Source organism: Pantoea sp. S-LA4 (assembly GCF_054482835.1).
Genome location: NZ_JBTLRC010000002.1, coordinates 3,288,959 through 3,305,728 on the forward strand (window position 1 = coordinate 3,288,959; position 16,770 = coordinate 3,305,728).

15 protein-coding genes and 3 tRNA genes are annotated in these 16,770 nt (G+C 55.9%); 2 read left to right on the forward strand and 16 right to left on the reverse strand.

Features of this window, described 5'->3' with window-relative positions; all coding sequences use genetic code 11:
- The 12 genes from nsrR to nnr all read right to left on the reverse strand — a co-directional run bounded on the left by nsrR (position 1) and on the right by nnr (position 13,131).
- Positions 1 to 444, reverse strand: a complete 444-nt coding sequence (gene nsrR / locus ACX3P5_RS16240; RefSeq protein ID WP_233987006.1) for a nitric oxide-sensing transcriptional repressor NsrR — start codon at positions 442 to 444, stop codon at positions 1 to 3.
- Between the two features lie 219 nt (positions 445 to 663).
- Positions 664 to 1,962, reverse strand: coding sequence for an adenylosuccinate synthase (locus tag ACX3P5_RS16245; RefSeq protein WP_233987005.1), 1,299 nt, complete (start codon positions 1,960 to 1,962; stop codon positions 664 to 666).
- Positions 1,963 to 2,127: 165 nt separating this feature from the next.
- Positions 2,128 to 2,328 carry a DUF2065 domain-containing protein gene (locus ACX3P5_RS16250; protein WP_031376418.1) on the reverse strand — a complete coding sequence of 67 codons (201 nt, stop codon included), beginning with the start codon at positions 2,326 to 2,328 and terminating at the stop codon, positions 2,128 to 2,130.
- 56 nt (positions 2,329 to 2,384) lie between these two features.
- Positions 2,385 to 3,389, reverse strand: coding sequence for a protease modulator HflC (gene hflC, locus ACX3P5_RS16255; protein ID WP_233987004.1), 1,005 nt, complete (start codon positions 3,387 to 3,389; stop codon positions 2,385 to 2,387).
- Positions 3,390 to 3,392: 3 nt separating this feature from the next.
- Entirely contained in the window at positions 3,393 to 4,631 is a 1,239-nt protein-coding gene (gene hflK / locus ACX3P5_RS16260; RefSeq protein WP_233987003.1) for an FtsH protease activity modulator HflK, read from the reverse strand.
- Between the two features lie 227 nt (positions 4,632 to 4,858).
- A complete protein-coding gene (gene hflX, locus ACX3P5_RS16265; protein ID WP_233987002.1) occupies positions 4,859 to 6,139 on the reverse strand; it encodes a ribosome rescue GTPase HflX in 1,281 nt (426 codons plus the stop codon).
- A gap of 76 nt (positions 6,140 to 6,215) precedes the next feature.
- Positions 6,216 to 6,530 (reverse strand): RNA chaperone Hfq, encoded by a 315-nt coding sequence (gene hfq, locus ACX3P5_RS16270; protein WP_094120614.1) that lies wholly within the window; start codon positions 6,528 to 6,530, stop codon positions 6,216 to 6,218.
- A 103-nt stretch (positions 6,531 to 6,633) separates the two neighbouring features.
- The gene (gene miaA, locus ACX3P5_RS16275; RefSeq protein WP_336756658.1) at positions 6,634 to 7,584 is read right to left on the reverse strand and encodes a tRNA (adenosine(37)-N6)-dimethylallyltransferase MiaA; all 951 of its coding nucleotides are present in this window, start codon (positions 7,582 to 7,584) and stop codon (positions 6,634 to 6,636) included.
- Positions 7,577 to 9,421, reverse strand: coding sequence for a DNA mismatch repair endonuclease MutL (mutL, locus tag ACX3P5_RS16280; protein ID WP_458968998.1), 1,845 nt, complete (start codon positions 9,419 to 9,421; stop codon positions 7,577 to 7,579). Before mutL ends, miaA begins: the two co-directional genes overlap by 8 nt.
- Before the next feature lie 49 nt (positions 9,422 to 9,470).
- Positions 9,471 to 11,141: an N-acetylmuramoyl-L-alanine amidase AmiB gene (gene amiB / locus ACX3P5_RS16285; protein WP_458968999.1), complete on the reverse strand. Its 1,671-nt coding sequence runs from the start codon at positions 11,139 to 11,141 to the stop codon at positions 9,471 to 9,473.
- Positions 11,138 to 11,614, reverse strand: a complete 477-nt coding sequence (gene tsaE / locus ACX3P5_RS16290; RefSeq protein WP_233986998.1) for a tRNA (adenosine(37)-N6)-threonylcarbamoyltransferase complex ATPase subunit type 1 TsaE — start codon at positions 11,612 to 11,614, stop codon at positions 11,138 to 11,140. The genes amiB and tsaE overlap by 4 nt, the downstream gene beginning before the upstream one ends.
- Positions 11,611 to 13,131 (reverse strand): bifunctional ADP-dependent NAD(P)H-hydrate dehydratase/NAD(P)H-hydrate epimerase, encoded by a 1,521-nt coding sequence (gene nnr / locus ACX3P5_RS16295; RefSeq protein ID WP_458969000.1) that lies wholly within the window; start codon positions 13,129 to 13,131, stop codon positions 11,611 to 11,613. The genes tsaE and nnr overlap by 4 nt, the downstream gene beginning before the upstream one ends.
- Here nnr and queG point away from each other — a divergent pair.
- Positions 13,130 to 14,269 (forward strand): tRNA epoxyqueuosine(34) reductase QueG, encoded by a 1,140-nt coding sequence (queG, locus tag ACX3P5_RS16300; protein WP_458969001.1) that lies wholly within the window; start codon positions 13,130 to 13,132, stop codon positions 14,267 to 14,269. The two genes, nnr and queG, sit on opposite strands and share 2 nt — an antisense overlap.
- A gap of 348 nt (positions 14,270 to 14,617) precedes the next feature.
- Here the strand turns inward: queG and ACX3P5_RS16305 are convergent.
- From ACX3P5_RS16305 to orn, 4 genes are all read right to left on the reverse strand, one after another.
- Positions 14,618 to 14,693, reverse strand: a tRNA-Gly gene (locus ACX3P5_RS16305).
- A 24-nt stretch (positions 14,694 to 14,717) separates the two neighbouring features.
- Positions 14,718 to 14,793, reverse strand: a tRNA-Gly gene (locus ACX3P5_RS16310).
- A 24-nt stretch (positions 14,794 to 14,817) separates the two neighbouring features.
- Positions 14,818 to 14,893, reverse strand: a tRNA-Gly gene (locus ACX3P5_RS16315).
- A gap of 154 nt (positions 14,894 to 15,047) precedes the next feature.
- Positions 15,048 to 15,596, reverse strand: a complete 549-nt coding sequence (gene orn, locus ACX3P5_RS16320; protein WP_233986995.1) for an oligoribonuclease — start codon at positions 15,594 to 15,596, stop codon at positions 15,048 to 15,050.
- A 101-nt stretch (positions 15,597 to 15,697) separates the two neighbouring features.
- On the opposite strand from orn, the gene rsgA reads away from it, so the two are divergent.
- Positions 15,698 to 16,747 (forward strand): small ribosomal subunit biogenesis GTPase RsgA, encoded by a 1,050-nt coding sequence (rsgA, locus tag ACX3P5_RS16325; RefSeq protein ID WP_233986994.1) that lies wholly within the window; start codon positions 15,698 to 15,700, stop codon positions 16,745 to 16,747.
- The last annotated feature ends 23 nt before the right edge of the window (positions 16,748 to 16,770 follow it).

The following is a 16,770-nucleotide window of genomic DNA, read 5'->3' on the forward strand; positions in this document are numbered from 1 at the left end:
TCATTGAGTATTTATTGCCACCGGCGGTTCGGACAATATGATTTCATAAAGTTGGGAGTTTCCTTCAACCAAATCCGCCAACGTGTAGCTATCCAGTTCCTGCAGGAAACGCTGCACCGCATCATGGAGCGCCTTCTTCAGGCGACAGGCGGGCGAGATCGAACAGGATGCGCAGTCCACTAATTGTAGCGGTTCCATCTTACGCACAACGTCTCCAATCACAATCTGGCTGGCTGGCATGCCCAGACGAATGCCACCATTTTTGCCGCGCGTGGCTGCGATATAGCCCGCCCGGCTCAGTTGATTAATGATTTTGACCATATGATTACGTGAAACACCGTAAGTATTGGTCACTTCAGTGATGTTGGTCTGTCGGCCTTCGGGCAACGAAGCCAGATAAATCAGGGCCCGTAAACCATAATCAGTAAAACTCGTCAGCTGCACAGTAACCTCAGTGAATCATCAAAAATTGGCATCACATAATCCGGCTTGCGATTGATGTCAGGAATAGATCGGATCGCCATGCGAATGGCTATGATGATAAACCAGAGTCTGATTGACCGTGCGTTTTTTTCAGCCAGCACTAAGTTGGACAAGCGAAGCGGGGATAAGTGGCATCACAGAGTGGAAAAACAAAGGCCGGACAAGGTCCGGCCTGGGTGATTATGCGTCAAACGGGTCGCGCAGAATCATCGTTTCACTGCGGTCCGGACCGGTTGAGATAATATCCACCGGAACGCCAGTCACATCTTCAACACGCTTGATATAGTCGCGAGCGGCTTGTGGTAAGCCCTCCAGCGTCTTCACGCCAAACGTGGTCTCGCTCCAGCCTGGCAGCGTTTCGTAGATTGGCTCAATGCCTTCCCAGTTTTCTGCCGCCAGTGGCGTGGTGGTCACTTCGCGGCCATCCGGCATGCGGTAAGCGACACAGATTTTCACCTCTTTCAGGCCATCCAGCACGTCCAGCTTGGTCATGCAGAAACCTGACAGGGAGTTGATCTGTACGGCACGGCGCACGGCAACTGCATCCAGCCAGCCGGTACGACGACGACGGCCGGTGGTGGCACCAAACTCGTTACCCTGCGCGCAGAGGAACTCGCCGGTTTCATCAAACAGCTCGGTCGGGAAAGGACCGGCACCCACGCGGGTTGAGTACGCTTTGACAATGCCCAGTACGTAGTCGACATAGCGCGGGCCAATGCCTGAACCGGTCGCAACGCCGCCTGCGGTGGTGTTGGATGAGGTGACGTACGGATAGGTACCGTGGTCGATGTCCAGCAGCGTGCCTTGCGCGCCTTCGAACATGATCAGATCGCCACGCTTACGCGCGCCATCCAGCAGCTCAGAGACGTCAACTACCATGCTGGTGAGGATATCGGCAATCGCCATCACATCGCTCAGCACTTTATCGAAGTCAACGGCCTCTTCTTTGTAGTAGTGCACCAGTTGGAAGTTGTAGAAATCGACCACTTCTTTCAGCTTGGCGGCAAAGGTCTCTTTGTTGAACAGATCGCTGACGCGCAGCGCACGGCGAGCGACTTTATCTTCATAGGCAGGACCAATACCACGACCGGTAGTCCCGATCGCTTTCGCACCACGCGCTTTTTCGCGTGCCATGTCCATCGCAACGTGATACTGCAGAATCAACGGGCAGGCTTCAGAAATCAGCAGACGTTCGCGTACCGGAATCCCGCGCTCTTCGAGGCCTTTCATCTCTTTCATTAAGGCTTCAGGAGAGAGCACTACGCCGTTACCAATGATGCTGGTGACGTTATCGCGCAGAATGCCAGAAGGGATCAGGTGGAGGACGGTTTTTTCACCGTTGATGACAAGCGTGTGGCCCGCATTGTGGCCGCCTTGATAACGCACAACGTAATTCGCGCGTTCAGTCAGAAGGTCTACAATCTTACCTTTACCTTCGTCACCCCATTGGGTGCCCAGTACGACGACGTTCTTACCCATTTCTCAAAATCACCGATTGCTTAAAAAAGGATTCTACCATCTGATCCGGTGGTTTTCAGCACTTTTAGCATACGATTGCGCGCTTTTTTGCCTGTGTTTTGATCACTACAACATGTTGGGGAAAATGGAGGCGACAGGCACAATTTATGCGCCGTCAGCCAGGCGTCAGAGATTGCCGTGCAGACTGAGCATGCAATAGATCACCATTCCTGCCACCACCAGTCCGCCGCCAAAACGGTGCAACAGCCGATCGGGCAGCTGCGTCATGGCCAGTATCATTCGGCGCCAGGCGCGCGGCATGAACATCGGTCCCAATCCCTCCAGCACTAACACCAGCGCCAGCGCCATCCAGATGCTTGTTTTCATACTGATACCCAAAAAAAAGGCCGACAACATTGTCGGCCTGTAGGTTATATCAGTTCTTAACGGGTCGCGTTAGAGGGCGCCTTCATATATCGGAAGAAGTCGCTGTCCGGGCTTAACACCATCACATCCTGATTATCATTGAAGCTGTTTTCATAGGCACGCAGGCTACGAATAAAGGCGTAGAAGTCCGGGTCCTGGCTGAATGCCGCAGCAAACAGTCGCGCCGTTTCCGCATCACCATCACCGCGGGTAATCAGCGCTTCACGCTGGGCTTCGGCCAGCGTACGCGTCACCTGATAATCCGCCTGGGCGCGCAGTTTTTCTGCCTCTTCCTGACCCTGTGAACGCTGGCTACGCGCCACCGCTTCACGTTCAGCACGCATACGGTTGAAGATCGCATCAGAGACTTCGGTCGGCAGGTTGATCTGCTTAATGCGCACATCCACCACCTGAATACCTAACGCCGCCATACTGTTCGGGTTCGGTGCCGGTTCGCTGCTGTTGGTTTCACGCTCGACACGCGCGGCCGCACTGGCGATTGCATCATCGGCGGCTGGCGTCGCGATTTCATCATCGTTGCCCGCACTACCGGTATTCAGCGCATCACGTACGTCAGTGGTCAGACGACCACGAGAGTCGGTCACGATGTCTTTCACATCCAGACGGCCCATTTCCGAACGCAGACGGTCACTGAACTTACGTTTCAGCAGCACTTCCGCCTGAGAGACATCGCCGCCACCGGTGGCCAGGTAGTAACGACTGAAGTCGCTAATACGCCATTTGATGTAGGAGTCGACGATCAGATCTTTCTTCTCTTTGGTGACGAAGCGATCGGCCTGGTTGTCCATGGTCTGAATACGGGCATCCAGCGTTTTTACCGTTTCCAGGAAAGGAATTTTGAAATGCAGACCCGGTTCAAACACCTGCGGTTTGTTTTCATTGTCGCGCAGGACTTTACCGAAGCGCAGTACAATGCCACGCTGGCCTTCCTGCACCACAAACAGCGACGCATAGAGCGCCACCAGCACGACAATGATTAATACTATAATTGGCTTACGCATCGATTACTCTCTCCCTTCGCGCTGGCTGTCGTTGCGCAGAGCGTTAGCCCGACGCTGATCCATGATGCTATCCGGACTGTATGACGACGTGTCACTGCGGCTGGCGCTGCGATCGGAGAGCGCAGGCTGCGAGGCGGCATTGCCCCCTTTCTGACCGTTCTGGCCGGCTGAAGCCTGACCGCCACGCATCAGTTGATCGAGCGGTAGCACCATCAGGTTATTGCCACGATCGTTAACCAGTACTTTGCGCGTATGGCTTAACACGCGTTCCATCGTTTCGATATAGAGACGCTCTTTGGTAATTTCCGGAGCCGCTTTGTACTCAGGCAGAATCTTGGCAAACCGCGCCACTTCACCCTGTGCTTCCAGAACCGTACGCTCTTTATAGGCGCGGGCTTCTTCCAGAATACGCTGCGCCTGGCCGTTAGCACGTGGCTGAACTTCATTGGCGTAGGCTTCGGCTTCACGAACGTACTGCTCGCGGTTTTCACGCGCCGCAATAGCGTCATCAAACGCTGACTTCACTTCTTCCGGTGGACGCGCCGCCTGGAAGTTAACGTCCAGTACCGCGATGCCCATATTGTATGGACGAATAGTCTCATCAATCTCACGCTGGGTATCGCTACGCACCACGGTACGACCTTCGGTCAGAATACGGTCCATGGTGGAACGGCCAATCACGCCGCGCAGTGCGCTGTCAGTGGCCTGACGCAGACTGTCATCCGCGCTGGTCACGGCAAACAGATAACGTTCCGGATCGGTAACCCGATACTGGACGTTCATCTCAACCCGTACCACGTTTTCGTCCGAGGTCAGCATCACGCCTGACGCCGCCAGTTCACGCACCGCTTCAACGTTAACGGCGCGCACCTGATCGATGAAAGTCGGCTTCCAGTTCAGACCCGGTTCAACCAGATGACTGAATTTGCCGAAGCGCGTCACCACGCCACGTTCCGCTTCTTTGATGGTGTAGAAACCGCTTGCCGCCCAGATAACCACGGCCGCAACGGCTACAATGCCAACAATTTTGCCGCCGCTGCCGGAGCCGCGCTGACCGCTATCGTTCTGTTTGCCACCGCCCAGACCACCAAGCTTCTTGCTCAGCTTACGGAAGATATCATCCAGATCGGGAGGCCCGGATTCCCGTCCTCCTTTATTCCCCCCAGAGTTGCCGCCTTGATTATTGCTGCTTCCCCACGGGTCGCGGTCCTGTCCGTTATTTCCGGGCTGATTCCACGCCATGTCTCTACTCCATTTATTGTATTTGCGGTTTTTACCCTTCATCTTTCGGATTGCAGCGGTGTTGGCTGCCTTCGCTCACCCCGGTCACTTACCTGCGTAAGCTCCCGGGGCTTCACTCAGTTGCCGCCTTGCTGAAATCCGAAATACTCGGGTCATTCCTGCGTATTCCGGTCTGCAACGAAAATGCGACAATCTTCAATTTTTAAGGTAAATGCGTTTGGGCAATATCAAACAATATAACTGGTCAGCGACGGTTCCTGTTTGCATAAGCGCAACCATTCAATGATTGGCATACGAATCTGCAATCCTACACTGCCGTCTTCCTGATTCCACTCTTTCTCAATCGCCTGCAACTGGTAGAAACGGCTGCGCAAGCGCCCCGCTTCGGGTGGCAGACGTAATTCATACTGGGCAATTTCACCCGACAGCCGTTCAGAGAGCGCCTGCCATAACAACGGAATGCCAGCGCCGCTCTGCGCAGAGAGCCAGACGCGGATTGGCAGGTTTTCTTCGTTACGATCGATGCGCGGTTCGAAACCATCGAGCATATCGATCTTGTTCATGACCAGTAAGGTGGGGATTTCGTCCGCCTCAATCTCTTCCAGTACGGCATCCACGGCTTCAATATTTTCCGTGACGCGTACATCGGCACCGTCAATCACATGCAGCAGCAGCGTCGCCTGACGCGTCTCCTGCAGAGTCGCTTTAAACGCAGCAACCAAATCGTGAGGAAGATGACGGATAAAGCCGACCGTATCCGCCAGCACCACTTCACCGACATCGGCGACGTTCAGGCGGCGCAGCGTAGGGTCCAGGGTTGCAAACAGCTGATCGGCAGCAAAGACGTTGGCCGAGGTCATCGCGTTAAACAGCGTCGATTTACCGGCGTTGGTATAGCCTACCAGCGATACGGTCGGCACGTCGGCTTTGGCACGCGCCTGACGTCCCTGCTCACGCTGTTTCTCTACCCGCTCAAGACGGGATAAAATCTGGCTGATACGTCCGCGCAATAAACGGCGGTCAGTTTCTAACTGCGTTTCACCCGGACCGCGTAAGCCGATCCCGCCTTTCTGACGTTCAAGGTGAGTCCAGCCGCGCACCAGACGTGTGGCAAGATGGCGTAGCTGTGCCAGCTCAACCTGCAATTTACCTTCATGGGTGCGTGCGCGTTGGGCGAAGATATCAAGAATTAGGCCGGTACGATCGATCACCCGGCATTCGCACAGGCGCTCCAGGTTTCTTTCCTGAGCGGGCGTAAGGGCATGATCGAATAACACGACCGATGCTCCAGTTGTTTTTACCGCATCGGCAATTTCAACGGCCTTTCCTTCACCGACAAAATACTTGGGATGTGGCGCTTTGCGGCTGCCAGTGATCACTTGCAGCGCCTCAACGCCAGCAGAAGAAACCAGGGTTTCAAACTCCTGTAAATCTTCTACTTCTTTGTCTTGGGAGAACCAGATGTGTACCAGTACGGCCTGCTCACCGGCATCATAACGGTCAAACAAGCTATAACCTCGCTAAAATAAAAGACCAGGACGGAAAACCAAATGTGCTCTCCAGTCCTGGCTGTACGGCGACGCGTTACTCTGCGTTATCACCGTCTTGTTGTGGCTGTGGCTGCGCAGATGTGTTGCTGCCGCCATGATGGTAATTATTGCTGCCGCCGCCACCGGTATTATTACTATGGTGTGAAACCGGGCGCGAAGGAACAACGGTAGAAATGGCGTGTTTATAAACCATCTGACTTACCGTGTTTTTCAGCAAAATTACAAATTGATCAAATGACTCAATCTGACCCTGCAGCTTGATACCGTTAACCAAATAAATCGAAACCGGAACACGTTCACGACGCAGTGCGTTCAAAAACGGGTCTTGTAATGATTGCCCCTTAGCCATTCTATCTTTTCCTTATATGCTTGTTGTTTGTTGCTTGTAGAACCTATGGTTCTGAAAAAACTGCGTAAAAATTTGCGCACGATAACCAGTCAATTGTACACAATCACCCATGCTTCGCACTAAGAACCTGTAACACCCTGTCACGCGCCAGTTGGGGCTCGTCACTGTCTAACCAGTGCACATTTTCCCAGCCGCGTAACCAGGTGATTTGACGCTTAGCAAGTTGCCGGGTTGCGCAAATTCCCCGATAAACCATCTCGTCATAATCGATTTCGCCCGATAAATAAGACCACATCTGGCGATAACCCACACAACGAATGGAAGGCATGTCCGTATGCAAATCACCTCGTGCAAACAGGGCCCGAGACTCCGCTTCAAATCCTGACGCCAGCATCTGCTCAAAACGCAACGCGATGCGCTGATGTAACAGTTCACGGCTCGCGGGGGCGATGGCAAACTGGTACACGTCGTAGGGTAACGCTTCGCCGGAAGTTTTTGTCAGTTCCGTTAAAGTTTTACCCGAAATAAAAAAAACTTCCAGTGCTCGCGAAAGTCTCTGCGGATCATTCGGATGAATACGACTGCCGGCAACCGGGTCGATTTCACACAGCTGGCGGTGTAAAGCTTCCCAGCCTTTTTCACGCGCCGTTTGCTCTATCCGCTGACGAACCTCAGGATCGGCCGAGGGCAACGGCGACAATCCCTCAAGTAACGCCTTGAAGTAGAGCATGGTTCCACCAACAAGCAACGGAATTCGTCCGGCCTGAACGATATCCGCCATTTCTGCTAACGCATCACGTCGAAACTCGGCAGCCGAATAGGCCTCCGCGGGATCGCGTATGTCCAGCAAACGATGGGGTGCCACTGCTAACTCTTCAGCCGACGGTTTCGCCGTACCAATATCCATCTGACGATAGATTAAGGCAGAATCTACGCTGATTAGTTCCACTGGCAACTGCTTACGTAGCTCAATCGCTAAGGCAGTTTTACCCGATGCTGTGGGTCCCATCAAAAAAATAGCCTTTGGCCGGCCAGCCTGGTTTTGTTCACTCATGCTTCAACGCGTCAATCGCGCTCTCAATCTCAATGGCCTGTAACAGACCTGAAGGCGGCGATTTCAGTAACTGTGGACAGAGCCTTTCGAGCTCAGCCAGCAGATTGATCGCCTGTGAGTGATTCCAGTCAGATGACTCTGCATCCTGACGCCGCGCCAGCCACTGGGCCAGCTGCGTCGCAGAGTTATCCTGCTGCCGGGCGAGATAGCCTAACAGTTCAGGAATCAAGATTTGTAAATTTTGTGTTCGTAACGGTAAAGGAACCGCGCGGAGAGTCACATGGTCCCCTTCCAGCTGCAAATCAATGCCCATCTGACTGAGCAGACTGCTATTTTCCTCGGCCGCCTGCCGCTCTGTCTGCGCAATTTTAAGCCGTACCGGGATCAGTAACGGCTGCGGTTTTAATCCCGCTTCACCCGGCTGCAGCTGCGCCTGTTTTAACCAGCGTGCCGCGACCGGCAAGGCCAGCAGCAGCAATCGCTGATCCTGCTCCAGTAACGCATAGTGGTGATGCAGCACCGTCAGTACCCGGCCAAAACTCTGAGCATGTGCCGCCAGCGGTGACTCTTTAGCGACTGCGACGGGACGCGGCGCAGCTTCAGCCTGCTTCGCCGGTGACGCGCCGCTGGCAGGGGTTTTCAGCAACTGCTGATAAACCGCCCCTTCCCGCTGACGATAGCTGTTCTCTTTGTTCTGCCAGGCGGGCGCGGCGGCGGGCGTTGACTCGCTGCGACGCGCGCTGGGCTGTGAGAAGTGGTTGCCGCCGGCGGCCTGCCGGTTCTCCGGCTGCCAGCGCGGGGCAGGCTCTTCAGCCTGCAGCGTCGGCAAGGCGGGTGAGGCGCTGGCCTGCAGGACACTCATCACGCCCTGATAAATAAAATCATGCACCAGCCGCGACTGATGAAAGCGCACCTCATGTTTCGCCGGATGGACGTTAACATCCACCTGGTGCGGGTCAATTTCCAGATAGAGCACATAGGCGGGCTGCTGATCGTCCTGCAGCTGGGTCTGGAAAGCCTGACGAATAGCATGATTGATCAGCTTGTCCCGCATCATGCGGCCATTGACGTAGCAATACTGCAGCTCGCTGACCTGACGGGAACCGGTAGGATCGGCGACCCAGCCGCGCAGCGACAGATCGTCGTGCTGCCACTCGATGCGTAACGCATGTTGCATAAAGGTCACGCCGCAAATCGCCGCCAGCCGCCGTTCGCGCTGACTCTCATCACTTACCGCCCGATACTGACGCATCATTTTGCCATTGTGGCTGAGCGAGATAGCGACATCAAAGCGAGCCAGCGCAATGCGGCGAATCACTTCGTCAATGTGGCCAAATTCGGTTTTTTCGGTACGCATGAATTTGCGGCGCGCCGGCGTGTTGTAAAACAGATCCAGCACTTCCAGCGTGGTGCCGCACGGATGCGCAGCCGGTTTGACCGTCACGGCCATATCGCGCCCTTCGGCATAAGCCTGCCAGGCTTCGGTTTGATCGGCGGTACGTGAGGTCAGGGTCAGACGCGAGACCGAGCTGATGCTGGCCAGCGCTTCACCACGAAAACCGAGGCTCATGATCGCCTCCAGGTCATCCAGTGAGGCAATTTTACTGGTGGCGTGACGGGCCAGCGCCATCGCCAGTTCGCTTTTAACGATGCCGCACCCGTTATCACGGATACGAATCAGCTTCGCGCCGCCCTTTTCAATCTCAACATCAATGCGCGTTGCGCCAGCATCAAGGCTGTTTTCCACCAGCTCTTTCACAACCGATGCAGGACGCTCGACCACTTCTCCCGCCGCAATCTGGTTCGCCAGCTGCGGCGGTAAAATTTGTATCGGCATGATGGATATCCTTTTAGCTGACAGCCCGGCGCAGTGGCCGGGCGAACAATCAGGATGCAGGAATTTTCAGGTTCTGCCCCAACATTACGTTGGTCGACTTCAGATTATTGGTCTGCATTATCGCTTTCGGGCTGACGCCATAGTGGGCGGCAATCGCGGTCAGGGAATCGCCACGGACCACTTTGTGACGTATCACGCCGCGCGGGGCGGCACGCGTCGTCCGGCTGATGGCGGCACTGGCCGGGACTTTAAGACGCTGTCCAACCCACACCACATCGCGCTTCAGCGTATTCATCTCACGCAGGGTCGCCATGCTGACGCCATACTTCGCGGCGATGCCAGAGAGCGTCTCGCCGCGCGTCACCGTGTGGCGCTGAACGGCGCCGGTATATTGCGTCACACCGGTCGCCGGATTACTGACCACGCTAACCGCTGGCGACGAGCCCAGCGGCCGGTTTTCCTCCTTTGGGATGGATTGCAGCGGGTGCGCCAGGAAATAAGTGCGCAGACCTTTATAGATCGACTGCGCAATCTTATCCTGGTGTGCGCTACTGCCAAGCAGTCGCTCCTCCGAGGAATTACTGATGAAGCCGGTTTCCACCAACAGCGAAGGAATATCCGGCGAACGCAGCACGCCAAGACTGGCATGCTCAGGTAAGCGTTTATGCAGCGAGGTGACGCCACGTAACTGCTGCAGCACTTTCTGGGCGATGTCATAACCGACACGCTGTGAATGACCAAACTGCAGGTCAAGCACTGCCTGGCTGAGATAAGGGTCCGCCTGGCTGTTCGCCAGCAGATCGCCTGCGCCGCCCAGCAGTTCAGACTGTTTCTCTTTCTGCTCCAGCCAGTTGGCCATCTCGCTGTTGGCGCGACGGTTTGACAGTACCCAGACCGAGGCACCGGTCGCCGCATGGCTTGGCGCGGCGTCGGCGTGAATTGAAACCAGCACGTTGGCGTTGGCTTTACGCGCCACGTCGGAACGGCCCATCACCGAAATAAAGTAGTCGCCATCACGGGTCAGGACGCCTTTGAACATCGGGTCATTATTCAGCAGCACCCGCAGCTTACGGGCGATAGCGATGGTGACATTCTTCTCTTTCAGCCCGCGCTGTCCGATCGCGCCAGGGTCCTGACCGCCGTGTCCGGCATCAATCGCCACGATCACCGTGTCGTTGCGGCTCACCGCGCTGCCCGGACGTACCGTGCTGGCCGTGCTGGTGACAGCGGTGACCGGATTAGCATTAAACGGATTGGCAGCGGCCGCGCTCTGAACCGGCGCGCGCGCTGGCGCCGTTGCCGGAGCGGACACCGTGCGGGTGACGGCCGGACGCGTACCGGTAATGGTAAACACCACGCTGTAGTTGCTGCCGTTACGCTGCGTAACCGCCCGGGTTTTGCCAGGCTGCGTCAGCTCAAACACCAGCCGTACGCTCTGTTTATCTTTCGGCGTACTGGTGCGGATGCGCTTTACGATGTTTTCACCGCTGAAGTTCAGCGGCAGTCCCTGCACTACCCCACTCTGGCGCACATCCAGCACCACCCGATCCGGATTGCGCAGCGGGAAGAAACCATACACGGGCTGACCAGCAAAGCTCAGGGTCACCGTGGCCTGGTTATCGCCATTGGCGACTTTGATATCAGACAGTGTGGCCGCGAACAGCGGCGTGCAGACCAGCAGCAGCAGTGTCACTAACGCCCATTTCATCCGTGACTTCATGCCGGGTCCCTGTGTTGTGCAAGTGACGCTATCCACTGCTCTGCCAGTGGCGTATGGGCCGCCAGTTCCGCTTCACGCGCGTCACCGACGTAGCGCAGCGTTAAGGAGAGGTCGGGCGACGGCAGAAACCCTTCGCCCTGCTGCGGCCATTCGACCAGACAGATGGCATCGCCGCTGAAGTAATCGCGGATGCCCATAAATTCCAGCTCTTCCGGATCGGCAAGACGATAGAGGTCAAAATGATAAAGTGAGCGCTCACCCAGGGTGTAAGGCTCGACCAGCGTGTAGGTCGGGCTTTTTACGTTACCCTGGTGACCCAGCGCCTGCAGAAAGCCGCGGCTGAAGGTGGTTTTACCCGCCCCCAGATCGCCATAGAGATAAATGACCGCCGCGTTGCCACAGGCACGCGCCAGCTGAGCGCCCAAACCGAGCGTTGCCGCCTCATCGGGCAAAGAAATAACACAGGTCTTCATGCTTCGTAATTCATCTCAGGATTAACAAACTGCCACAGCAGCTCAAGTAAATCTGTTGCCAGCATACCGCGCGTGCCTCGTTGTGCAGCCACCGCATCCGCAGCGGCACCGTGGGCTACGCAGCCGGCACAGGCAGCATCAAACAGCGCCAGTTTCTGGCCCATCAGCGAGGCGATAATCCCACTCAGGAGATCCCCCATGCCGCCGGAAGCCATACCGGCATTTCCCACGTCGGCAAACGCCATTTCACCCTGCTCGCTGGCGATCAGCGTGCCCGCGCCTTTCAGTACCACCACACCACCGTAGCGCTGCGCCAGCATCTGCGCTGCATGTAAGCGGTCACTCTCAACTTCACTGGTCTTGATATTGAGCAGACGTGCCGCTTCGCCAGGATGTGGCGTAATGATGCGATTCTGACGTTTCTCCGCACTGATTGCCAGCAGGTTAAGTGCATCCGCATCCCAAAGCATCGGCTTTTCGCTTTCGGCGACCCGTTCCAGCGCCCGCTTGCCCCACTCGCGCTGCCCCAGGCCCGGACCAATCGCAATCACATCCGCCCACGCCAGTGCGGCGGTCAGCTGTTCATCAGTCAGTTCATCGACCATGATTTCCGGCCGCGCCGTCAGGATCGGGATAATATTATCTTTGTGAGTAAGTACTCGCACTAACCCACTACCGCTGCGCAGGGCCGCTTCCGCCGTCATTCGCACCGCGCCCGCGGTACCGGTATCGCCGCCAACCACCAGTAAACGCCCCTGATCGCCTTTGTGCGAGGTCGGTTTACGCGGCCTGAGCCACTGCGTAAGCGCGCTGGCATCATAGCGCGCCATCGGTGCTGATTCCGCCGCCAGAAAAGCCTGCAGGCCAAGGTCGGCATAGTGCAACTCACCGATATAATCGCGGGCCTTGCCGGTAATCTGTCCCGGTTTAAGCGCCAGCACGCTCAGGGTATGGGTGGCGTTGATGACCTCGCCGGGCACACTGCCGGTACTGGCGGCTAAACCAGAAGGCATGTCGATAGCGAGGATCGGCGCGGCATGGGCATTCGCCAGCTGGATCAGCGTGCTATAGGGTTCAGCGGGCGCGCGATTAATGCCGGTCCCGAGCAGCGCATCAACAATTGCATCAACCTGTTCTGGCCAGGCGGCATCCGCAGCATGAATGTCGCCGCCCGCATCCAGCCAGGCATCCCGCGCGCGCTGCGCCTCTTCAGGCAGCGGTTTCTCCCCTTCACAGGCCAGCAGCGTCACCTGTTTACCCGCCGCCTGCCCCAGACGCGCCACCACATAGCCATCGCCGCCGTTATTGCCATGACCACACAGGATCAGCCAGTGCCGGGCGTCAGGCCAGCAGGCGTTGAGATGTTCATAGGCCGCCTGTCCGGCGCGCAGCATCAGTTCATACAAGGTGATGCCGAGCGCATCAGCACCTTCACGCTCCAGTTGCGCCACCGCCTGCGCAGGCCAGACAGAATATGGTAAACTGCGGCGGTTTTTCTTCGAACCCTGGTCACTCATGTCATACCCTCTCGATCTTCATCAACTCGCACAACAGATTAAACAGTGGGGATTGGATCTCGGCTTTCAGCAGGTCGGTATCGCCGATACCGATCTGAGTGCGGAAGAGCCGCGTCTTCAGGCCTGGCTGGACAAGCAATATCATGGCGAGATGGCGTGGATGTCGCGCCACGGTATGATGCGGGCGCGTCCGCATGAACTGTTACCCGGTACGCTGCGCGTCATCAGCGTTCGCATGAACTACCTTCCGGCCAAAGCTGCCTTTGCCAGCACCCTGAAAAATCCCCGACTGGGCTATGTCAGCCGTTATGCCTTAGGCCGTGATTACCACAAAGTATTGCGCAATCGACTGAAAAAGCTCGGAGAAATGATCCAGCAGCACTGTGGCGAGCTCAATTTTCGCCCCTTTGTCGACTCTGCCCCATTGCTTGAACGGCCGCTGGCCGCGAAAGCCGGGCTCGGCTGGACCGGCAAACACTCTTTGATTCTTAATCGCGAAGCGGGTTCATGGTTTTTTCTCGGCGAGCTGCTGATTGACCTGCCGCTGCCCGTGGATGCGCCGCAGGAAGAGCAGTGCGGCCGCTGCGTCGCCTGCATGACGATCTGCCCGACCAGCGCCATCGTTGAACCTTATGTGGTCGATGCCCGGCGCTGCATCTCCTATCTCACCATCGAACTGGAAGGGGCCATTCCGGAAGAATTTCGTCCGCTGATGGGCAACCGGATTTACGGCTGTGACGATTGTCAGCTGATCTGTCCGTGGAATCGTTACGGGCAGCTTAGTGATGAAAGTGATTTTTCGCCGCGCGCCGCCCTGCATGCGCCCGAACTGATCGATCTGTTTCAGTGGGATGAAGCGAAGTTTTTGCGTATTACGGAAGGATCGGCCATTCGGCGCATCGGTCATTTACGCTGGCTGCGCAATATCGCCGTGGCGCTGGGAAATGCGCCCTGGTCAGCAGAGATTATTCCGGTGCTGGAGCAGCGGCTGGGTGAGAGTGAAATGCTGGATGAACATATCCGCTGGGCTATCGCCCGGCAGCAGGATCAACGTCAGCAGCTGGTGGTCGACGTGCAGCCCGCGCAGCATAAGCGCCTGGTCCGTGCAGTTGAGAAGGGATTATCGCGTGATGCATGAGTGAGCAGCCAGCCGGCAGTCAGGCGTTTTCCACATGCTGTGAATAAAAATAAAAAGGCGTTGTCATTCAACTGCCATAAGGCTGATTACGCTGGGAAATAACAATCTGAAATATTTTCATATTGTTAATTATCAATAGCTTACCGAAAATTTGTGTTTATTTAATAATGAGGCTATCGCTTCGGTTAACAGATAAAGCTGTGGATAACTCTGTTCAAAAGCATTTTACAGATCGGGGAAAACAGCGCAAATGATGGCGTGCAGTGCTGTGGATAACCTTCTGGAAACTCTTGTATCCCGCAACAATAAACAGCCTGATAATCGGCTGGATGGGGTATGACGTAAAACTGGAGCGGGAAACGAGACTCGAACTCGCGACCCCGACCTTGGCAAGGTCGTGCTCTACCAACTGAGCTATTCCCGCATAGAAGGGCAGTGCTAAAAAATCTGGAGCGGGAAACGAGACTCGAACTCGCGACCCCGACCTTGGCAAGGTCGTGCTCTACCAACTGAGCTATTCCCGCAAAGAGGGTACTGCTAATTAAATCTGGAGCGGGAAACGAGACTCGAACTCGCGACCCCGACCTTGGCAAGGTCGTGCTCTACCAACTGAGCTATTCCCGCGCCTTGTACCGTTAATAAATTCTTCACCGGTACGGGGTGCGCATTATACGAGAAATCGTTGCTGCTGCAAGCCCTTGAAAGCAAAATTTTTCGCTTTCCGCGCGATTGCTGATTAAATCAGCAACCTGACGATTTCCTGCGCACCCGCTGTTGATTAAAGCTGCAAAAAGTGTTCGCGGTAGTAAGCCAGCTCCGCAACGGACTCGCGAATGTCATCCAGCGCCTGATGTGAACCGCTCTTTTTAAAGCCAGGCAGGATGTCGGGCTTCCAGCGGCGCGCCAGTTCTTTCAGCGTGCTGACGTCCAGATAGCGATAATGGAAGTAGGCTTCCAGCTCAGGCATATATTTGAACAGGAAGCGCCGATCCTGGCCAATGCTATTACCGCAAATCGGCGAAGTATTGGCTGGCACCCACTGTTTCAGAAATTCAATGGTGGCCAGTTCCGCCGCCCGATCGTCTATCTGGCTCGCCTTTACCCTTTCTACCAGTCCACTGTTGGTGTGGGTACGAACGTTCCACTCATCCATCAGCGCCAGTTGCGCGTCAGACTGGTGGACGGCCATCACCGGGCCTTCCGCCAGGATGTTTAAATTGGCGTCCGTTACCAGGGTCGCGATCTCAATAATGCGATCGCGTTCCGGATCCAGTCCGGTCATCTCAAGATCAATCCAGATCAGATTCTGTTCATTTCCAGTAGCCATGCTGTTTCCTGCGGTTGCTGTAGTCGTCATTCAGGATGAATAAGGTGTATCATAGACGTTTTGCCCAGCCGGGCGAAATCTGGCTAACACTGTGAGGGTGAGTGAGCAAAAATAAACTGTCGAAGGGCCAACAACGTCGCGTAAGCGCTAACCACGATCGCCGTCTCAACCAGCGCAGAGAGCGTCCGGAAGCGGATGATAATCTGTTTGGTGAAGCTGCAGATGGGGTCGTTGTCAGCCGTTTTGGCATGCACGCCGATGTCGAGGACAGCGCAGGCGTCGCCCACCGCTGCAATATTCGTCGTACTATTCGTTCGCTGGTGACCGGCGACCGCGTGCTGTGGCGTCCGGCGCTGAGCGGCGGCAAAGGTATTGTCGAAGCGGTGCATGAACGCACCAGCGTATTAACCCGTCCCGACTTTTACGATGGCGTCAAACCGATCGCCGCCAATATCGATCAGATCATTATCGTGTCGGCCATTCTGCCCGAACTGTCGCTGAACATCATCGACCGCTATCTGGTTGCCAGTGAAACGCTGGATATTGAGCCGCTGCTGGTCCTGAACAAAACCGATCTGCTGGATGAGAAGGCGCGCGCCTTTGTCGATCGGCAGATGGATATTTATCGTGAGATTGGTTACCGGGTCGTCATGGTCTCCAGCCGGGCGAAAAACGGTCTGGATGAGCTGGAAGCTGCATTAACCGATCGCGTTAGCATCTTCGCCGGCCAGTCTGGCGTTGGTAAATCGAGCCTGCTGAATGCCCTGCTCGGCCTCGATAAAGAGGAACAGGTGGCCATTCTGACCAATGAAGTCTCTGATAACTCCGGTCTCGGTCAGCACACCACCACCGCCTCGCGGTTGTATCACTTCCCACACGGCGGCGATGTGATCGATTCGCCCGGCGTGCGCGAGTTTGGCTTATGGCATCTTGAACCGGAACAAATCACCCGCGGATTTGTCGAATTTCGTGCCTACCTCGGCGATTGCAAGTTTCGTGACTGTAAGCACGGCAGCGATCCCGGCTGTGCAATCCGCGAAGCGGTAGAGCAGGGAAAAATCAACGTTTCCCGTTTCGATAACTACCACCGCATTCTGGAGAGCATGGCGCAGGTAAAAACGCGTAAAAACTTCCCTGACGGTGAAGGTTAACGGGTATAACCGCGTCCTGAACG

Coding starts and splice junctions, on each gene's coding strand:
- ACX3P5_RS16245 (WP_233987005.1), bottom strand. CDS start 1,962: ATGGGTAAGAACGTCGTCGTACTGGGCACCCAATGGGGTGACGAAGGT.
- ACX3P5_RS16250 (WP_031376418.1), bottom strand. CDS start 2,328: ATGAAAACAAGCATCTGGATGGCGCTGGCGCTGGTGTTAGTGCTGGAG.
- hflC (WP_233987004.1), bottom strand. CDS start 3,389: ATGCGTAAGCCAATTATAGTATTAATCATTGTCGTGCTGGTGGCGCTC.
- hflK (WP_233987003.1), bottom strand. CDS start 4,631: ATGGCGTGGAATCAGCCCGGAAATAACGGACAGGACCGCGACCCGTGG.
- hfq (WP_094120614.1), bottom strand. CDS start 6,530: ATGGCTAAGGGGCAATCATTACAAGACCCGTTTTTGAACGCACTGCGT.
- miaA (WP_336756658.1), bottom strand. CDS start 7,584: ATGAGTGAACAAAACCAGGCTGGCCGGCCAAAGGCTATTTTTTTGATG.
- mutL (WP_458968998.1), bottom strand. CDS start 9,421: ATGCCGATACAAATTTTACCGCCGCAGCTGGCGAACCAGATTGCGGCG.
- amiB (WP_458968999.1), bottom strand. CDS start 11,141: ATGAAGTCACGGATGAAATGGGCGTTAGTGACACTGCTGCTGCTGGTC.
- tsaE (WP_233986998.1), bottom strand. CDS start 11,614: ATGAAGACCTGTGTTATTTCTTTGCCCGATGAGGCGGCAACGCTCGGT.
- queG (WP_458969001.1), top strand. CDS start 13,130: ATGTCATACCCTCTCGATCTTCATCAACTCGCACAACAGATTAAACAG.
- nnr (WP_458969000.1), bottom strand. CDS start 13,131: ATGAGTGACCAGGGTTCGAAGAAAAACCGCCGCAGTTTACCATATTCT.
- orn (WP_233986995.1), bottom strand. CDS start 15,596: ATGGCTACTGGAAATGAACAGAATCTGATCTGGATTGATCTTGAGATG.